Origin of the sequence: Psychroflexus gondwanensis ACAM 44, from assembly GCF_000355905.1 — a bacterium.
GTDB lineage: Bacteria > Bacteroidota > Bacteroidia > Flavobacteriales > Flavobacteriaceae > Psychroflexus > Psychroflexus gondwanensis.
On record NZ_APLF01000015.1, the window covers coordinates 35,708 to 54,272 of the forward strand.

The 18,565-nt window shown below is 36.0% G+C and carries 17 protein-coding genes and 1 pseudogene; 6 read left to right on the forward strand and 12 right to left on the reverse strand.

Features of this window, described 5'->3' with window-relative positions; all coding sequences use genetic code 11:
- Positions 1-24: 24 nt before the first annotated feature.
- From rdgB to PGOND44_RS12430, 7 genes are read right to left on the reverse strand one after another with little or no spacing between them, the layout of a single operon-like run.
- A complete protein-coding gene (rdgB, locus tag PGOND44_RS12400; RefSeq protein WP_003442891.1) occupies positions 25-597 on the reverse strand; it encodes an RdgB/HAM1 family non-canonical purine NTP pyrophosphatase in 573 nt (190 codons plus the stop codon).
- Positions 598-1,929, reverse strand: a complete 1,332-nt coding sequence (locus PGOND44_RS12405; RefSeq protein ID WP_003442893.1) for a DUF58 domain-containing protein — start codon at positions 1,927-1,929, stop codon at positions 598-600.
- Positions 1,929-2,915: an AAA family ATPase gene (locus PGOND44_RS12410; RefSeq protein ID WP_003442895.1), complete on the reverse strand. Its 987-nt coding sequence runs from the start codon at positions 2,913-2,915 to the stop codon at positions 1,929-1,931. Before PGOND44_RS12410 ends, PGOND44_RS12405 begins: the two co-directional genes overlap by 1 nt.
- Positions 2,916-2,918: 3 nt before the next feature.
- Positions 2,919-4,121, reverse strand: a complete 1,203-nt coding sequence (locus tag PGOND44_RS12415) for a DUF4350 domain-containing protein (RefSeq protein WP_003442897.1) — start codon at positions 4,119-4,121, stop codon at positions 2,919-2,921.
- Complete coding sequence (locus tag PGOND44_RS12420; protein WP_051044086.1) at positions 4,114-4,887, reverse strand: hypothetical protein; 774 nt, start codon at positions 4,885-4,887, stop codon at positions 4,114-4,116. The genes PGOND44_RS12415 and PGOND44_RS12420 overlap by 8 nt, the downstream gene beginning before the upstream one ends.
- The gene (locus PGOND44_RS12425) at positions 4,877-5,758 is read right to left on the reverse strand and encodes a hypothetical protein (RefSeq protein ID WP_003442900.1); all 882 of its coding nucleotides are present in this window, start codon (positions 5,756-5,758) and stop codon (positions 4,877-4,879) included. The genes PGOND44_RS12420 and PGOND44_RS12425 overlap by 11 nt, the downstream gene beginning before the upstream one ends.
- On the reverse strand, positions 5,733-6,707 hold the full coding sequence (locus PGOND44_RS12430; RefSeq protein ID WP_003442901.1) for a stage II sporulation protein M: 975 nt from the start codon (positions 6,705-6,707) through the stop codon (positions 5,733-5,735). Before PGOND44_RS12430 ends, PGOND44_RS12425 begins: the two co-directional genes overlap by 26 nt.
- Before the next feature lie 32 nt (positions 6,708-6,739).
- On the opposite strand from PGOND44_RS12430, the gene PGOND44_RS12435 reads away from it, so the two are divergent.
- Together PGOND44_RS12435 and PGOND44_RS12440 are read left to right on the forward strand one after the other, a co-directional pair.
- The gene (locus PGOND44_RS12435) at positions 6,740-7,453 is read left to right on the forward strand and encodes an RDD family protein (protein ID WP_003442902.1); all 714 of its coding nucleotides are present in this window, start codon (positions 6,740-6,742) and stop codon (positions 7,451-7,453) included.
- Entirely contained in the window at positions 7,453-8,082 is a 630-nt protein-coding gene (locus PGOND44_RS12440) for a trimeric intracellular cation channel family protein (RefSeq protein ID WP_003442903.1), read from the forward strand. The genes PGOND44_RS12435 and PGOND44_RS12440 overlap by 1 nt, the downstream gene beginning before the upstream one ends.
- 2 nt (positions 8,083-8,084) lie before the next feature.
- On the opposite strand, the gene PGOND44_RS12445 is transcribed toward PGOND44_RS12440, so the two are convergent.
- Positions 8,085-8,702 carry a peptidylprolyl isomerase gene (locus tag PGOND44_RS12445; protein WP_003442904.1) on the reverse strand — a complete coding sequence of 206 codons (618 nt, stop codon included), beginning with the start codon at positions 8,700-8,702 and terminating at the stop codon, positions 8,085-8,087.
- 86 nt (positions 8,703-8,788) lie between these two features.
- On the opposite strand from PGOND44_RS12445, the gene PGOND44_RS12450 reads away from it, so the two are divergent.
- The 3 genes from PGOND44_RS12450 (at position 8,789) to PGOND44_RS12460 (ending at position 11,322) form a co-directional block, all read left to right on the forward strand.
- Positions 8,789-9,427: an NUDIX hydrolase gene (locus tag PGOND44_RS12450; RefSeq protein ID WP_003442905.1), complete on the forward strand. Its 639-nt coding sequence runs from the start codon at positions 8,789-8,791 to the stop codon at positions 9,425-9,427.
- A gap of 41 nt (positions 9,428-9,468) precedes the next feature.
- Positions 9,469-10,296 carry a lysophospholipid acyltransferase family protein gene (locus tag PGOND44_RS12455; protein WP_040556140.1) on the forward strand — a complete coding sequence of 276 codons (828 nt, stop codon included), beginning with the start codon at positions 9,469-9,471 and terminating at the stop codon, positions 10,294-10,296.
- 75 nt (positions 10,297-10,371) lie between these two features.
- Entirely contained in the window at positions 10,372-11,322 is a 951-nt protein-coding gene (locus PGOND44_RS12460; protein WP_003442907.1) for an aldo/keto reductase, read from the forward strand.
- A 78-nt stretch (positions 11,323-11,400) separates the two neighbouring features.
- On the opposite strand, the gene miaE is transcribed toward PGOND44_RS12460, so the two are convergent.
- The 4 genes and pseudogenes from miaE to PGOND44_RS15380 form a co-directional block, all read right to left on the reverse strand.
- The gene (gene miaE / locus PGOND44_RS12465; protein ID WP_003442908.1) at positions 11,401-11,985 is read right to left on the reverse strand and encodes a tRNA-(ms[2]io[6]A)-hydroxylase; all 585 of its coding nucleotides are present in this window, start codon (positions 11,983-11,985) and stop codon (positions 11,401-11,403) included.
- A 5-nt stretch (positions 11,986-11,990) separates the two neighbouring features.
- Positions 11,991-13,834 (reverse strand): annotated as a pseudogene (locus tag PGOND44_RS15920) (DNA polymerase III subunit gamma/tau).
- Between the two features lie 48 nt (positions 13,835-13,882).
- Entirely contained in the window at positions 13,883-14,959 is a 1,077-nt protein-coding gene (locus tag PGOND44_RS12480) for an endonuclease/exonuclease/phosphatase family protein (protein ID WP_003442910.1), read from the reverse strand.
- Between the two features lie 5 nt (positions 14,960-14,964).
- Entirely contained in the window at positions 14,965-15,129 is a 165-nt protein-coding gene (locus tag PGOND44_RS15380) for a YqaE/Pmp3 family membrane protein (RefSeq protein ID WP_003442929.1), read from the reverse strand.
- Positions 15,130-15,290: 161 nt separating this feature from the next.
- On the opposite strand from PGOND44_RS15380, the gene PGOND44_RS12490 reads away from it, so the two are divergent.
- Positions 15,291-18,542 (forward strand): S41 family peptidase, encoded by a 3,252-nt coding sequence (locus PGOND44_RS12490; protein WP_003442930.1) that lies wholly within the window; start codon positions 15,291-15,293, stop codon positions 18,540-18,542.
- Positions 18,543-18,565 lie beyond the last annotated feature (23 nt).

Genomic DNA, 18,565 nt, shown 5'->3' on the forward strand with positions numbered 1-18,565 from the left:
TTACATGGGGTTATTGTATTTATTTTATACTTTCAAAAATTCTATGAGCTGTTGAAAGGCTAAACTCCTATGACTTATTTTATTTTTTTGAGCCGATTGCATTTCAGCAAAAGTTTGTGAATGCCCCTTAGGTTTAAAGATAGGATCGTAGCCAAACCCCCCGTTTCCAGACTCTTCTTTTGTGATTTCTCCTTCACAAATCCCTGTAAATTGATATTCTACTCCTTGGTTTTTATAATAAATCACTGTTTTAAATCTTGCCGACCTATCTACATACTGTTCTAGATCCTTAAGGAGTTTTCTTTTATTGGCGTCATCATTTTTATCTTCTCCGGCATAGCGAGCGGATTTTACCCCAGGCTTACCGTCCAAGGCCTTCACTTCCAATCCTGTATCATCGGCAAAGCAAGGTAAGTTGTATTTCTTTACAATGGCCTCAACTTTAATTTTCGCATTAGCTTCTATGGTAGTTCCATATTCCTCAATGTCTTCCTCAAAACCTATATCGTGAAGAGATTTAAGTTGAATGTGCTCGGGTAACAAGGCTTGTATTTCTTTTACCTTGTTTGGATTATGTGTAGCGAAAATAAGTGTCATTTATAAAAGTCCTTTTGCTTTGATTTCTAAATATTTGTTGATAGTGTTTACAGACAGATCTTTAGGTTTGGTCAATAGGGCTTGTATACCATTTCTTTCCAATTCCTTTACCATTAGCTTTTTGTTGTAGACGAATTCTTGAGCAATTGTTTTTTCGTAAATTTCACTCACCTTGCTTGTTTTATGTGAAGCCATATCCTCCAATTCAGTATTTTCAAAGAAAATAATCACTAAAAGGTGTGACTTGGCAATGGCTCTAAGGTAGGGCAACTGTCGTTTTAAACTGGTGATATGCTCAAAGTTTGTGTACAACATCAATAAACTACGCTGCGTAATCGATCGTTTACAATTGGCATAAAGTCGATTAAAGTCAGAAACTGAAAATCCTGTATCGATCCCATATAAGGTTTCCAAAAGCGTATTTAAGTGAGTTTTTTTGGAATTGGCAGGAACATGATTTTGGACGGTTTCTGCAAAAGTAAGCATCCCCACTTTGTCGTTTTTCTTTAGGGCGATATTGCTAAAGGCAAGTGAAGAATTTATCGCATAATCCAGTAAGGATAAACCTTCAAAGGGCATTTTCATCACACGGCCCACGTCAATGATGTTATAAATGGGCTGAGATTTTTCATCTTGATATTGGTTCACCATCAAACTTCTATGTTTGGCAGTGGCCTTCCAATTGATTGTCCGAATATCGTCGCCTATCACATAGGTTTTAATTTGCTCAAACTCCATGGTATGCCCAATCTTTCTGATTTTTTTCATCCCATATTGACTCATTTTCTGGTCGATTGCCATAAAGTCTAAAGCCCTCATCTGCATAAAAGAAGGGTATACTTTTACTAAAGATTCATTTTCAAACCTAAAGCGCCTTTTGACTAACCCTAACTTTGAACTCACATAGCAATTGAGAAAACCAAACCTATATTCACCTCTTTGAACTGGTGTTAAGGTATAAGAGAATTTATCTTTCGAGTTTGCCTGGACAGTCCAAGATTTTAAAAAATCTCTCTTTTGAAATTGTTTCGGAATCTCATCTATAATATCGATGTGGATTGTAAATGGATAAAGATTGGTAAGACCAATACGGACAGGATTTGCATCGCTATTCGAAAATTTAGGCGCGACTTCTCGAGAAGCAAAAAAGCCATCTCTTTGGTAAAGTCTGTAAAGATCTATAGCTAAGACAAGGCTAAATATTATTAAAAGCACAGTGCTAATGCTGAACAGGCTATGAAACCAAAACGAAAGCAAATACAGCCCCGAAAAACCATAAAGGATTTTGAAGAATGTTTGCCCAAAATAAAGAGATGAAAAAAATTGACGCACTATCTAGGGATTTCTATAGTATTTTGGATTAAATCGATGACTTGCTCTGGTGTAGTCCCTTCCATTTCTTTCTCTGGAGACAGAATAATTCTGTGGTTTAATACAGGTTTAAGACTGGACTTTACGTCTTCGGGGGTCACAAAATCTCTACCTTGTATAGCGGCAAATGCCTTTGCTGCTTTCAATATGGATAAAGAAGCTCTAGGAGAACCTCCTAAGATAAGGTGAGGATGAGATCTAGTTTGTAAAACAATTTCTGCCACATAATCGAAGATTTTATCCTCTACAACAATATCGTGTATTTGATCTCTGAATTTTAAGAGTGTTTCAATATCCATGACGGCTTTGACCTCATCCATGGCTGACTTGGACTTGCGCAAATGGTGAGATTTGAGAATTCTTACCTCTTCTTCTAAATTTGGATAATCGATTTTTAATTTGAATAAAAAGCGGTCCAGCTGAGCTTCAGGCAAAGCGTAGGTTCCTTCTTGATCTATAGGATTTTGAGTAGCTATCACCATAAATGGTGGTGGCATTTTGTACTCAACGCCATCCATAGTAATCTGTTTTTCTTCCATCACTTCAAACAAAGCGGCCTGTGTCTTCGCAGGAGCTCGATTGATTTCATCAATCAAGACGATATTAGAAAAAATTGGACCTTTTTTAAACTCAAAATCAGAGTTGTCAGTTTTTAATACCGAAGTTCCTAGAACATCACTAGGCATTAAATCTGGCGTAAATTGAATTCTGCTAAAACCAGTATGTATGGATTTAGCAAACAATTTGGACGTAATAGTTTTGGCAATTCCGGGCACACCTTCAATGAGAACATGTCCATCGGTTAGTAAGCCTACAATGAGCAGTTTTATAAATTCTTCCTGACCTATAATAACTTTAGCCAGTTCACCTTTTATGGCTTCAACCGAAGTTTTTAGCTCTTCTAAAGGTATTCTATTGTTGAATTCTAGTGGGTTTTCTTCTTGCATAATTTAATAGTTAAAACTGGATAATTTATGATCCAAACTTATGAGTTCTTTTTCACTAATGGTTTCTGAGGTATTTATAAATTCAATATATTTAAATAATTCCTCTAAGTCTTCATAATTCTGATTTGTTTTTTGCGACAGCTCTTTTAGAAACTTAGCATCTACCTTTTGAGTCGACAGTCGATAACGATTTCTGATTTTATCTAGAAACGACTGGATTTGTTTTTGGGCGATAGCTTTATGGTCTTTTTTATCTAAATACATACCAGCAATAGTTTGTGCAAATTCTCGAGATTTGTTTTTGACAGAATCTATAATGGGGATAGGTCTTTGTTTTCTTTTACCACCAAATAAAATAAATAAAAGCGAGGATATGATAATTAAATAATAAGCCGTTTTCAAGTAGATATTGGAGAGTAAATAATATAATGGATTTGTTATTTTTTCCTTGCCTGCTTTATAGTAATTGTCCCAAAGAATTGGTTTATTGAAATCAATATAATTTAAAGTTCTTGCTGAATAATCACTATTGGATCCATCTACCATAAAATAGTTGGTAAAGATTTGGGGAGCGAGATGGCATAAAAAATACCCATCACCCCAGCTCACCTTTATAAAATTGATATGAGGACTATTCTCATCCTCATTTCCCTTTAGCGTGGATTGAGCAAATCCTAGAGATTGAGTTTTGGTTGAATCTATTTCAGAAAAGTAAAGATATTCAAAGGCCTTTCTTGACTTTTTGGCTGATTCTAATTGAAGTTTTTCTTCTACAAAATTAAAGCTTGGCTGATATTCTATTTGAGAATTACTTAGGTAAAAACTTATGTTGAGATCTAAGGTATCCAAAAGCGGTTTAGGAATTCCCTGAGAGGCTATAAAAGCGGTATTTCCATGATCTACCCACTCCAAAAGTTCATCGATCTCTTCTTTGGTTAAATTGATATACTCGTTCAAGAAAAAATAAGTACCCTTTTGTTGGAGGCTATCTTGAAAACTCTCAAAGGGGGATTTTTCGACATGTTGAATATCGGTGTCTAAAGAAGATAAGCTTTTGTAAAACACCTCTGTTCCTAATGCTCTATTGTCTGTATGCACGTAACTGGGAAACCAATCTACAGGTTTTTTAGTGGTAGCATCTAGGATAATGATCAAAATGATAACTCCAATTAATCCAATGAGTAAGCCTTTGTTGCGTTTATTCATCGGCTTTTAGATTTTGAATGTTGATGATTAAATTTTCAGATCGGGATTTGACTTTTTTGAAATCAGTCACATTCAATTCAAAGTCGCCATACCAGACAAATTCATATAATCTTGATAGATATGTAAAGTCTGCTTTAATTAAATCTTGAGTGATTTCAGATTTATAGTCAGAATTGGTTTTTTGAAATTGATAGTCAATTAATTTTTTCTCTCTTAAATGTTTCAAGGTATTTAGAAATAAATAGCGAGAGGCTAACCTGTAATTTTCATTATGCTCGGCTTCTTCCACGAGGTTCAGCAGGTCTTTTTGTTTTAAAAGCTGTTCCTCTTCAGATAAGTTGACCAAGTTTTGATGTTGAGCAATTTTTTTTTGTTTAGAACTATAGTATTTGCTAAACAACCAAATGATGAGGACACCAATCCCTACAATAACAAGAATTTTTAAAACTAAAGCCACGTAATTCCAAAGGTTTCCCTCATCAATACCAGATAGCAACCAATTCAAAAATTTATTCCACTGTAAGTTTAGCCAATTTTTAAATTTATCCCATGCTGAAGGTTCAACCAGCGTTTTGAAGTAATTGTAATCTTCATCAGTTTGGTAAGACTCAATAATGGATTTATCAAATTCGATTGGTGAAGTGCTGACTTGAAGGCTATCTTCTTGCACACTAGGTGAAGAATATAGAGTAGGCGATAAGCCTCCTAGCTTTAAAAAGAGGAGCAAAAATAGAAATAGTCTTATGGCTTTTGTTTTAATTTCCAATGCTGTCAATATCTTCTAAAGTACCAGTTTTGTTGTGGATTTCATTCAGATTAAAATAAATTAAGACCAGTGAAATAAGGGTGACTAATCCTAAAATATACTGAGCAATGGAAGCGAAAATATATAAAGTAAGGTATAGCCAATTATTTCCTAAACCTAAAGCTCCACTAGTGCCTGTGCCTTCTTCAAGTGACGTAAATGTCTCCACAGCTGTCAATATAACTACCGGAAGTTGAAATATTCCTCCTATAAGTGATATTAATATACTTATAACTAAAATGGTAGCAAAAGTAATCCACCAGTTTTGTTTTATGAGTTGAAAACATTCAGAAAATGCATCAGAAAAGGATTTCTCTTGAAAGACGATTATCGAAAAAATTAAGGATAAAGGCACCACTAAGTAAACCCCAGGAAGGAAGCATAGTAAAAAACCAATAAAACAAAGGATACCAACGACGAATAAGCTAAGGAGGGTTTGACCAAAGAAACGTCCAATATATAAACTTACCTCCTCATCTTTAATTTCTCCTTTATTATCTACATAACTCTTGATAATACTATTGATCGTAGTTAAGCTCATTGCTGAGTAAGCTATCGAAGTTAAAAAAACGAGAAGTAAGGAAAATCCAGTATTCTGAAATGTATCGAGTAAAAAAGCTTCGGCTCCATCTTCTAAAAGTGAATTGGCAGAGTTCAATGAAGTATACTGGTAATAGGTGCCAGCAGCGACTGCAAGGAGTAAAAGCCAACCCACGTGTTTTAAGTATAAACTAAAAATAGTTTTATATTCTTGTCTTATAAACTTAAAAGTATCTGAGATAATAGCGCCAAGATCTCGTTGTTTTTTAAAGAGGATGTAGTTGTTTTGCATGTTTTTTATATAGTATTTGGGGTAAAAAGACGTAATAATAAAGAATGAGAGCTAAAGACGATACAATAATTAATACAGCCAGCCAGTCTGGCATGCCAGTTAAACGGGTTACAAAACCTTCTAAAAATCCAGCTATGATAAAAAAGGGTATTGTGCTTATAACAATTTTGAGTCCTGCTTTCACTCCTTTTATAAAGGATTGGAGTCTTGTGTAGGTTTTTGGAAACAGGAGACTCTTTCCCATAACAAGGCCAGCGCAGGCGGCAACGATAATAACCGAAATTTCTATAGTGCCGTGAATCCAGATGGTTCTTGCAGATTCCCACAGCAAACCTTGGTCGTAAAAAAAATACTGAAAAGACCCCAGCATTATTGCATTCTGCAAGACAATGTAGACAGTACCTAATCCTGCTAAAATCCCAGCAATAAACGCATAAAGAGCTACTTTTATATTATTTATAGTAATGCCAAGAAACATATCCGTTTCATTGGCTTTTTTGTAAACCGCCATCGGATCTCCATTTTGGATATTATCGATAGTGGAGTTGACATAAGCATCCCCTAAAATTAATCTTACAAAGCTATCGTCCGAAGATGCAGAATAGGCTCCTATAGCAGCAAAACTTACGAAAAGAATAAAAGCAAGTAAAAGCATTGAACGGTGTTTGTAAAAAAACAATGGAAATTCTTTAAAGTAAAATTGAAATATTTTGTTCTTGGATTCTTTTTTGGTTTTATAAATCTTCTGGTGAGCTCCCACAGAAAGCTCATTGAGATAAGCTATAGTTTCACTATTAGCGTAAAAAGTTTGGGCGTAATTTAGATCTTCATTGAGTTCCACGTAGAGTTGAGATAACTCATCTGGTGAAATATGAATATTATTTAGTAGAACTCTTTCGAATTTTAACCATTTGTCTTTATTTTGCTTGACAAAAGCCGCCTCACGCATATTTATTAAATTTATTCAAAGAAACGCAATTCATGAGTCATTTTCAAATAGAAACTGCACAAAATGTGAAGATTCAACAAAATGTAGCTACAGTCTGGGATAGGATTTTAGCTTACATTATAGATTTTATAATTATCATAGCTTATGTATTTGCTACTATCGCTGTAATGAGGGGACTTAATGTTTCTCCTTTTGAAGGTTTTGCTACCTCTCTGGTTATTGGTTTGCCACCGTTTTTATATCATTTGTTGATGGAAACTTTTCTAAATGGACAAAGTGTAGGTAAAGCTTCCATGCGTTTGCGGGTGGTCAACTTAGATGGTTCGAAGCCTCAATTCTCTGGATTTCTGATTCGTTGGTTGTTTAGGATAGTAGATATAAGCTTGGTTAGCGGTTCTGTTGCGGTTTTGGTTATATTGCTAAATGGTAAAGGTCAACGACTTGGCGATCTTGCTGCCAAAACAGCAGTAATTTCTGAACGACGGAAAACAGGCTTTGAAAAGATGCTGAATTTCGAAATTGAAGAGTCTTATAATCCCCGCTATCCACAAGCAGCCACGATGACAGATAAAGATATGAGGCGAATTAAAGCCGTTTTTGATAAAGCCCAAAGAGAATCCGACCACTTCATCATTTTAAAACTAAGTGATAAGGTAGCCTCTCAATTGAACATTCAAGTAGAACAATCTCCGCAAACATTTATACAAACCCTGTTAAAGGATTATCACTTCTATAGTACTCGCTAATGGATTACATTTTAATTTTAGACATCTTAGGAGTTATTGCTTTTTCTATATCGGGTGTATTGTCCTCGTTAAAGAAACGCATGGACGCCTTTGGTATTTTGATTATTGCTTTTGTGACTTCAGTTGGAGGGGGAACTTTAAGGGATGTTTTACTAGGTCTTCCAGTGATGTGGATGCAGGATATGACTTACGTCTATGTGATCTTTGTGACTACAGTTCTGGCTGTGTTTTTTAGAAAAAAGCTATCCTATTTAAGAAAATCACTTTTCCTTTTCGATACTTTGGGAATAGGCTTATACACCGTTGTAGGGGTCGAAAAAGGACTTTCTCAAGAACTGCCAGCAATTATCTGTGTTGCCTTAGGGACGATGAGTGCTTGCTTTGGCGGGGTTATTCGGGATATTTTATGTAACGATATTCCCCAAATTTTCAGAAGGGAAATTTATGCAACTGCTTGTATTTTAGGTGGATTGAGCTATTTCGTTTTTCTAAAACTCAACTTCCCCGACAGTTTGATTTTTTTCTTATCAGGATTGGTCGTTATTATTATTAGACTTTCAGCAGTGATCTTTAAAATATCCCTGCCTTCTGTTTACAAAAAGGATGAGGACATAAAGGATTATTGGTGAATTTAGCGAATCACTTTCATATCTAGGCCTACGTTGGTTAGCGGCCATTCGCTTCCATCGGTTTCCAAATCGTCTATTTGTTCTACGATGTCCATGCCTTTTATAACTCTTCCAAAGACGGTATGATCTTGGTCTAGATGATAAGCACCATCGGGTTTAGTAACAATAAAAAATTCAAAAGGAGACGAAGCATTACTCACATTTTGCTCCGCATATTTTGCAGCAGATAAAGCTCCGTAATCGTGTTTATATCGATTTGTAAATTCATTGGGGATCAAAAAATTCCCTACTGCATTTCTAAAGTCGTAAGTACCCATTCTATCGCTATTTCCACCTTGTACCACAAAATTATCATCGACTCTATGAAAAACAGTCGTATCAAAATATCCAATTTTGGCCAGTCTTATAAAATTGGCTCTGTGTAAAACAGGCTCAGCAAATAGCTCTACAGTAAAAGATCCCTTATCGGTTATCACTTTTACAATAGTTTCAGGATTGTCTTTGGCGTAGGCCTTTAGAAATGGTATTAATTCTTCTTGCGATACTGTTTTTATGATTGATAAATCTCTATCGCTTTCTCCATTGGAGGGGATATTGACTTCAACTTTTTTTTCTGTCATCTTTTTCTCAAGGCTGCTCTGTACAGTTGAATTATCTTTGTCTTTTTTACAGGAAATAAGAACGAATACTATACTTAGAATTAAAAATGGAATTTTCATCATTAGAATATTTAATCACAAAATTAGAGAAAATAGAGCTTCCTGGCGAATCTTTTCATTACCAACTCGCACCTTTGTTTCGTCAAAAAGAATTGGAAACCTTAAATGAACAACGAAAGAACGCGAATTATGCTGGGGTTATTTCGTTGTTATACCCGAAAAATGGGGAAATACATATGGCTTTTATCTTGAGGAAAACTTACAAAGGGGTGCATTCAAATCAGATTGGGTTTCCGGGTGGACGCTATGAAGAACTGGATTTGAATCTTGAACGAACCGCCCTAAGAGAAACGGAAGAAGAAATTGGAGTCAAGGCCAACAAGATCAAATTGATAAAACCACTCACACAACTTTATATACCCCCTTCAAATTTTTTGGTTCATCCATTTTTGGGCTATATTGATTTTGAACCTAGTTTCGTTTTACAGGAAAGTGAAGTGGAACATATTATAGAAATCCCTTTAGCCATTTGTTTAGATAAAAACAATCTGAATACAGAAATCATTCAAGCCTCTTACGCTAAAAATGTAGAAGTACCCGCATTCAATTTTAACGGCAATGTGGTTTGGGGAGCTACTGCTATGATTTTAAGTGAAATACGGGAACTCTTTTCTAGGATAGGATAAGTCTATAAAACCGTATATTTGAGAATTAATTTTTTTGAGATATGGGCTTATTTAAGAAAAATCCTTTTGGACATTATCTATTTTTAAAAAAATGGATAATAAGGACTATGGGGGCGATGACTCATCGACGTTATCGCGGTTTCAATGATCTCCAAATAGAAGGGTCTTCCATTCTAAAGGATTTGCCCGATAGAAATGTTTTGTTTGTATCCAACCATCAAACTTACTTCGCAGATGTGGTCGCCATGTATCATGTTTTCAATGCTTCCTTAAGTGGAAGAGAAGATAGTATTAAAAACGTAGGCTATTTATGGAATCCTAAGCTGAATATCTATTATGTCGCAGCTGCTGAAACAATGAAGAAAGGCTTCTTGCCCAAAGTTCTAGCCTATGCAGGATCTATAAGTATCGATAGAACTTGGAGAGCTGATGGGCAAAATGTAAATCGCCAAGTGAAAATGAGCGATATTTCTGATATAGGAAAAGCTTTAGATGATGGTTGGGTGATCACCTTTCCTCAAGGTACTACGAAACCCTGGAAACCAATAAGAAAAGGAACAGCCTTTATCATAAAAAAATACAAACCTATTGTTATACCTATTGTTATAGATGGCTTTAGGCGCTCTTTCGATAAAAAAGGAATCCGTATCAAAAAGAGAAATATCCTTCAATCTATGGTCATTAAAGAGCCGCTGGATATAGATTATGATAATGAAGAGGTGGAAAGCATTATAGAGAAAATTGAATATGCAATTGAGCAACATCCCTCGTTCCTCAAGGTGATTCCAGAAAGTGAAATTATAGCCCATGAGTCGCTGAACGAGCAGCGTCGTTATAGCGCCAAGACTAATAATGATAAAGATTTGTAGTTAAAACTAGTTTAAACCCAAACCTTGTTGCTGTTTTCAGGATCTATAAAACTATATTTATAAAAATTAATACTTATGAAAACTCTACGATACAATAATGACAACGAGATGGATGCCATTGGTTTAGGAACTTGGAAATCTGAACCTGGCGCTGTCAAAAAAGCTGTAAAACACGCTTTAAAGATTGGTTATAGACATATCGATTGTGCTGCAGTTTACGGAAACGAAAAGGAAGTGGGCGATGCTTTAAAAGAGGTTTTCGATGAAGGGAATATTTCCAGACATGAGGTTTGGATCACTTCAAAATTATGGAATACCAACCACAAAGAAGCAGATGTAAAACCAGCTTTGGAACAGACATTAAAAGATCTTCAACTAGATTATATCGATTTATATTTAATTCATTGGCCAGTAGCTTTTAAACCAGGATTAGAAGGGTTCCCTTCTTCAGATGATGATTTTCTATCTTTAGAGGAAGTTCCTATAAAAGAAACTTGGGAAGCTATGGTTAAACTAAAAAATCAAAGTCTTATAAAACATATTGGTGTATCCAATTTCAGTAAAAAGAAATTAGAAGATTTAATGTCCAAAACAGACGTGATTCCAGAAATGAATCAAATTGAATTACATCCTTATCTACACCAAGAAGATCTTGTAGATTTTTGCCATAAACAGGGTATTAACCTTACGGCATTTTCACCTTTAGGTAGCCAAGATAGAACCGAAGAGATGAAAGCAGACGATGAACCTTCTCTATTGGAAAATGAAGTAGTCACTGCAATCGCCAAAAAGCATGACGCTTCACCTGCTCAAGTACTGATCAAGTTTCACCTTGAAAGAAATGTGGCTACAATCCCTAAATCCACCAATGAAGAGAGGATTCAAGAAAACTTAGACAGTCAAAAGATTGATCTAGATGAAGAGGATATGAAGGATCTAAAATCTATTGACAATCATTACCGATACGTCAATGGGAAATTTTTCGAAACCTCAGATGGAAAGTATTCCAATGTTTACGACGAGTAAATTATAAAAGCAAAACCCTGAAAATACACTTGTACCTTCAGGGTTTTTTATTTCAGCTTAAGCTCTAAACCAAGTCGATTACCAACCGTGAACAGAAGGTCCAGATTGAAATGACTCTAGTATTTTTGCCTCAAAATCAAGTAAGTCCGACCATTTCTGATTCACTTCTGCTTCATCATGGTATTGCCTAGCAAACTTCAAAAACATAGTATAGTGATTCGCTTCACTTATCATTAATTTTCTATAAAAGCGCCTTAACTTTTCATCGCTAAGCTCTTCAGACAAAAGTCGGAAACGTTCGCAGCTTCTAGCTTCAATAAGTGCAGCATAAAGTAAACGATGTGCCAATTGCGTTTGTCGGCTTCCTCCTTTAGGGAAGAAAGTGATAACTTGAGCCACATAAGCATCCTTACGATCACGCCCTAAGGTTACATTTCGTTCTTTCAAAAGATCGTGAACCATTTTAAAATGACTCATTTCCTCCTGGACCAATTCAGTCATCGCTGTAATTAACTCGGTATACTCAGGGAAAGAAACAATCAATGAAATAGCCGTAGAGGCTGCTTTTTGCTCGCAGTAGGCATGGTCAATCAAGATGTCATCAATATTCTTTTCGGCGATATTTGCCCATCTTGGATCTGTAGGTAATTTTAGTCCTAGCATAGTTATTAGATATCTAAATCAAAAGTTTTTCTTAGTAATTCCAAATTTGGATTTTTCTCATTCAATTTTTCAAATTTCTCTCGTGGTGTATACACATATTTCTTTTCAGATTTATGATTTACAGTAATGTCGAGATTAATTTGAGTATTCTTTAGTCTTTCTTTCAAAAAATTCATCAAATCACCTTGGTCTTGGAGCAAATTCAACTTCATAGACTCATTGGGTAACTCTACTTTTATCTGTTTCCCCTCCAATTTGGGCTCGTCTGTAGACATCACCGATGAGACGATTTTACTTCCTTTTTGGTTTAGGATTTCGATATAATCTTTCCAAGCTTCCTTCAAGTCATCCTCAGTAAAATCACCGGTAAGTTCAGCTTCTTTAGGCTTATTTTTTTTAAGCTGTTCCTTTAATTTTTTCTTCTCCTGAATGCTCTTAATAGAAAGCCCATTCACTTTTTTGGGCCTATCCTCAAGTTTAGGAGTGAGCGTTTCTGCCTTTTCCTCAATATCAACCGGCACTTCTTCTTTTTTTTCTTCTGAATTTGCTCCCGTTGATGCCTTGTTCTCGATAGCAGAAATTTCAGCTTCTACTGGCTTGGGTGTAGCGTCTGGGGTTTCTGGTTGCTCTGAATGTAAATCAGCAGATTTGAGATGACGATCGCCTGAAGCATCCTGGACACTCGGCTTATCATGTGTCTCAATTTCAGAAGCTTTGGAGTAGTGGCCGGCTTGCTCTTGAACCTCTTGAGGGCTTAAGATGTGGTGTTTAGTCTTTTTTTTTGAGACGAGTTCGGGTCGGTTAATGAAGCCAGTTTCATCAAACACAATTCCACGTGCAAACGTTGGTTTTGACTCAACTTGTAATTAAAGTCACAGGTATTGGCCAAGTCTATACCTTCCTGTAGAAAGGAGTAAGACGTCGCTTGCGACTGCTCAAAGTATTTTGTTTTTGAACGCTCTCCAACTTCCAGAAGTTCTATGGTTTGAGAATTCTTGGAGACCATTAAATCTCTAAAGTGAGAGGCCAATCCCGCAATAAAATGTTGTCCATCAAAGCCTTTGGAAAGAATATGATTAAAATAGACCAGAACTTCAGGGATATTATTTTCCAAAAGTAAATCTGTTGTTTTAAAGAACGTGTCATAATCTAAAACATTCAAGTTTTCGGTAACAGCTTCAATAGTAAGGTTTTTACCACTAAAACTCACAACTCTGTCGTAAGTCGAAAGGGCATCACGCATGGCTCCATCTGCTTTTTGAGCGATGATGTGAAGCGCATCCTCGTCGGCTATAACACCTTCCTTTTCAGCTATTTTAGTTAAATGTTCTTTGATGTCGCCAACGGTGATCCGTTTAAAGTCAAAAATTTGACAACGCGATAATATGGTAGGAATAATTTTATGCTTCTCTGTTGTTGCTAAAATAAAAATAGCATGCTTTGGAGGCTCTTCCAACGTTTTCAAAAAGGCATTGAAGGCTGCTTGGGAAAGCATGTGTACCTCATCTATAATATAAACTTTATACTTTCCTGTTTGTGGCGGAATTCTAACTTGATCGGTTAGATTTCTAATGTCATCTACAGAATTATTGGAAGCGGCATCCAATTCAAAAATATTGAAGGCAAAGTCTGTAGTTTCGTTATCTGTAGCCTCTTGATTGATTTTTTTGGCCAAAATACGGGCACAAGACGTCTTGCCAACACCCCTCGGGCCAGTAAACAAAAGGGCCTGAGCCAAATGATCGTTATTGATAGCATTGAGAAGTGTGTTGGTGATTGCTTTCTGACCTACAACAGCTTCAAAAGTTTCGGGTCTGTATTTTCTAGCAGAGACAATGAAATGTTCCATGACACAAATATAGTTTTCTGAAATTTATACTGCAAAGCTAGTTTGAATTTAATTTGAAATAGAAACTTCTGGCTTTTGAAAAGCCTTCTCAATTTTATCATCGGCCACTTCTTTTTCTTCAGAGCTAGATTCATGACCTTCTTGTTGAGTTTCAGCTTTTGTATTGAGTTCCAGTTTAGCGTAAATGGGAAAATGATCGGACCCTATTTCAGGTAAGACTTGAATTTTATTGAGGCTAAAATCTTCGCTATGGAAAAGGTGATCCAGCGGCCATCTTAAAAGTTTATGCTGCGCATGAAAAGTACTGAAGCGTCCCCGTCCTATCCTTGGGTCCAATAATCCACTTATTTTTCTAAATAATAATGTACTTTTAGACCAAGCGACATCGTTTAAATCCCCAAAAACAAGAACCGGCTCATTTAATTCTTTGACGCGTTTTGCAACCAAAAGCAATTCTGCATCTCGGTTGGTCGACGTTTTGGCTTCTGTAGGACTGGGCGGTTTGGGATGTAATGCAAAAATTTTGATTTTATGCTGTTTATCTATGCGGAGATAAGCCTCAATGGAAGGAATATGTTCTTTAACGAAATGATGGATTTGTACATCTTCCAATTCTAGTTTAGAATAGAGATGCATTCCATATAAATTGTCTTGTGGAAGCTTTACAGTATAGGGATACTTTTCTTCTATTGGCTTTAATTTTTCTTCCCATTTTGTATCACTTTCCAAAGTAAGTAATACATCAGGTTGATAGGTATCTATCCGACTCAGCAGTTTTTCGTAGTCTTGATTAGGCATCAAAACATTACTTGTTAAAAGACTTAAACATATGGAGGAGTCAGTGGGAACAGTTCTGATGACCTCTTTTTTGAAAAATACAGTGTAGGGAATTATTTTTATACAATGAAAGATAATAGCTAGCGATACCATTACCGTACCTACCCACTGCATTGTAGAATCAAAACTAAAGAAAAAAAGTCCGAAAAATAAGCCAAATAGGCTCAGCGCTAAAAGCTGAACTTTAGGAAAGTCGAATAATCGTACCACCCAATGATCTATCTTCAATAGGGTTATAAATGCGAACAAGCACATCAGGATTTGGTAAATAATAATGGTAATAACCATAATTGCTATTTATCGTTTTTAGCAATAATCCATATAGCGTGAACTATGCCTGGGACAAAGCCTAAAAGTGTTAATAAAATATTGAGCCAAAAGGCTCCTCGAATGCCAACGGTTAAAAATACACCTAGTGGAGGCAAAATGATCGCAAATATGATTCTAAGGATACTCATGGATTTAGGTTTTAAATTTTATTTAGTTTTTGTTAAAGCACAATATAGGAATTTATTTAACTCTAATAATTATTTATTGATTCTTCTTAAATCATAACTAGTTATTTGAAATACTCTCTTTTTGTTTAACTTTCTAGCCAATTATAAAATCATTTTAACTTATGAAGAAGATATACGTGTTTCTACTATTTGCATTTTTTGCAGTGAGTACTTTTGCTCAAGGGACAATGCTTCTCCGACAGCCTACGTTATCGAGTGAAAGTATTGTTTTTGTTTATGCCAACGATTTATGGAAAGTTCCGCTTTCTGGTGGTAATGCCAAACGATTAACAACTTACGAAGGCTACGAATCTTCGCCTCACTTTTCAGATGATGGTAACTGGATTGCGTTTAGCGCAGAATACGATGGGAATACAGATGTTTATATTATTTCTTCTGAAGGCGGAACACCTAAACGATTGACGTATCATCCTGGAGCTGATATTGTTCAAGGTTGGACTCCTTCTGGTGAAATACTATTTCGAACTGGAAGAAAATCGCATCCAACCAAAACCTCTCAATTGTATTCAATTTCAACTGAAGGAAGTTTTCCAAAACCTTTAGTTGATATAAGGGCCGCTTACGGAGACGTTTCTTCCGATGGCAAGTATTTGGCTTATACTCCCATAACATCTTGGGATCCAGAGTGGCGGAATTATAGAGGAGGACAAGCCATGCCTATATGGATTTTAAATTTGAAAAATCAAGATTTAACAAGGACACCTCAACTTGATAAAGAAAGACATCTAGATCCGGTTTGGGTTGGAGAAAAAGTGTATTACTTATCAGAAAGAGATTTTGTGAGTAACATTTGGAGTTATGATTTAAAATCCGAGCAAGAAAAGCAAATCACTTTTTACAAAAAATTCGATATTAAAAGTTTAGATGCCTTCGAAGATCAGATTGTTTTTGAGCAAGGGGGTTACTTACATACCTTAGATACTAAGAATAATTCAGCCCATCAATTAGAGATCAATGTTGTTGGAGATTTAAATTTTAGCAGGGAAAGATGGGAAGATGTTAGTTCGAAGAATGTCAACAGCCCTAACCTTTCCCCTAATGGAAAACGAGCTGTATTTGAGCATAGAGGAGATATTTTTACCTTTCCAAAAGAGGAAGGGAGCTGGAGGAATATCACCCAAAGTAGTGGAGTAGCTGATAGATTTCCCGTTTGGTCGCCTCAAGGTGATAAATTAGCTTGGTTTTCTGATGCTAGCGGCGAATATCAGTTGGTTATTGCAAATCAATTTGGTGAAAATCAAAAATCTTATGCGTTAGATAATCCAACGTTTTATTTCACTCCAGATTGGTCTCCAGATGGCAAATTGATAAGTTATACAGACACAGATTACAATTTATGGTATATCAATTTGGAAAATGGAAACGTAAAAAAAGTAGACATGGATGGGTTTGCACACCCCAATAGAACAATGAATCCAAATTGGTCACCGGATAGTCGCTATCTGACTTATGAAAAACAGCAGAATAGTCATTTCAAAGCTATTTTTATTTTCGATATTCAATCAGGGAAAACATATCAGGTATCAGATTCCTTGGCGGATTCAACATCACCCCAATGGGACCAATCTGGAGAATATTTGTATTTCTTAGCGAGTACCGACTATGGCTTGAACACTGGGTGGTTGGATATGAGTTCTTATGATCCATCGGTTTCTAGAAGTCTCTACGCCGTAGTACTAAGTGCTGAAGGACAAGCTCCTAATTTGCCGAAAAGCGATGAAGAAGAAATTAAGAAAAACGAAGAAGAAAATGAAAAGGATAAAAAAGATGAAAAGGATAAAAAAGAAGAAGTTATTACAGTAAAAATCGATTTCGATAACATCCAAGATAGAGTAGTTTCCTTAAAATTACCATCACGAAATTATCAATTTATAAGAAGCTCTAAGGCTCATAAACTATTCATAGCTGAGTCAATACAGAATCAAGATGACTTAAAAGTTCATAGCTATGATGTAAAAAAAGAAAAAGCTGAAGATTTCGAAGATGAAGTTAGTCAAATGGTACTTTCTAAAAATGGTGATTTTACTCTTTTTCAAAAAAAGGCTAATTACCATATAACCGATACTGAAGGCTCACCAAAGCCCGAAGATAAGATTTCAGTTTCTGCCAAAATGAAAGTGGTTCCAGAAAAGGAATATGCTCAAATCTTTAAAGAGGGGTGGAGATTCATGCGTGATTTTCTTTATGTAGATAATGTTCATGGTGCACCATGGGATAAAGTCTATAATTGGTACCAACCGTGGGTTAAACATGTAAATCACAGAACAGATTTGAACTATTTGGTTGATATTTTAAGTGGGGAAGTAGCTATTGGTCATTCTTATGTTTCTGGTGGCGATATGCCAGATGTAGATAGAGTGCCAGTGGGACTGTTGGGAGCCGATTTTGAAATTAAAAATGGATACTATAGAATCACAAAGATTTACGATGGAGAACGTTGGAATCCAGATATAGAGGCGCCTTTGGGCTTGACCGGTCAAAAAATTGAAGAAGGGGACTATATTCTAGAAGTTAATGGAAGAGGTATTACTGCCAAGGATAATATTTATGAACATTTCGCTCAAACTGCAGGAAGAACAGTTTCAGTATTAGTTAATAATAAAGCTACCCCATCTGGCGCAGAGAGAGTGTATGTGAAGCCTGTGAGAAGTGAAAATGGACTCAGGTATATAGATTGGGTTGAAAGCAATAGAAGAAAAGTTGACGACATGTCTAATGGTAAATTAGCATACGTTTATATCCCTAACACAAGTCAGCCAGGTTTTACTAGTTTCAATCGCTATTATTTCTCACAGCAGGATAAAAAGGGAGTCATCTTGGATGAAAGAAATAATGGAGGAGGTTCTGCTGCGGATTATATGATTGACATTATGACTCGTGAACCCATTGGTTATTTCAATAGTAAAGCAGGAGATAATCGCCCATGGACATCACCTATAGCTGGTATTTGGGGCCCAAAGGTTATGATCATCAACGAAAGAGCAGGTTCTGGTGGTGATTTATTACCATACATGTTCAAGAAAAAAGATATTGGTCCCTTAGTTGGAACGCGAACTTGGGGCGGTCTTGTAGGAACATGGGATACGCCAAGATTTATTGACGGAGGTAGAATGGTTGCTCCAAGAGGTGGTTTTTATGATACTGAAGGGGAATGGGCTGTAGAAGGTGAAGGCGTTGCTCCAGATATTGAAGTTATAGATGAACCTAAAATAGCAGTAAAAGGCAGAGATGCTCAATTGGAAAAAGCTGTGGAAGAGGCTTTGAAACTTTTAAATACCAAGGAATTTGAGATGAAACCTGAGCCAGAAGCCCCTGTGAGATGGAAGCGACCAAAAGGCTATGATAAGAATTAATCGCAACTAAAATAAGACTAACC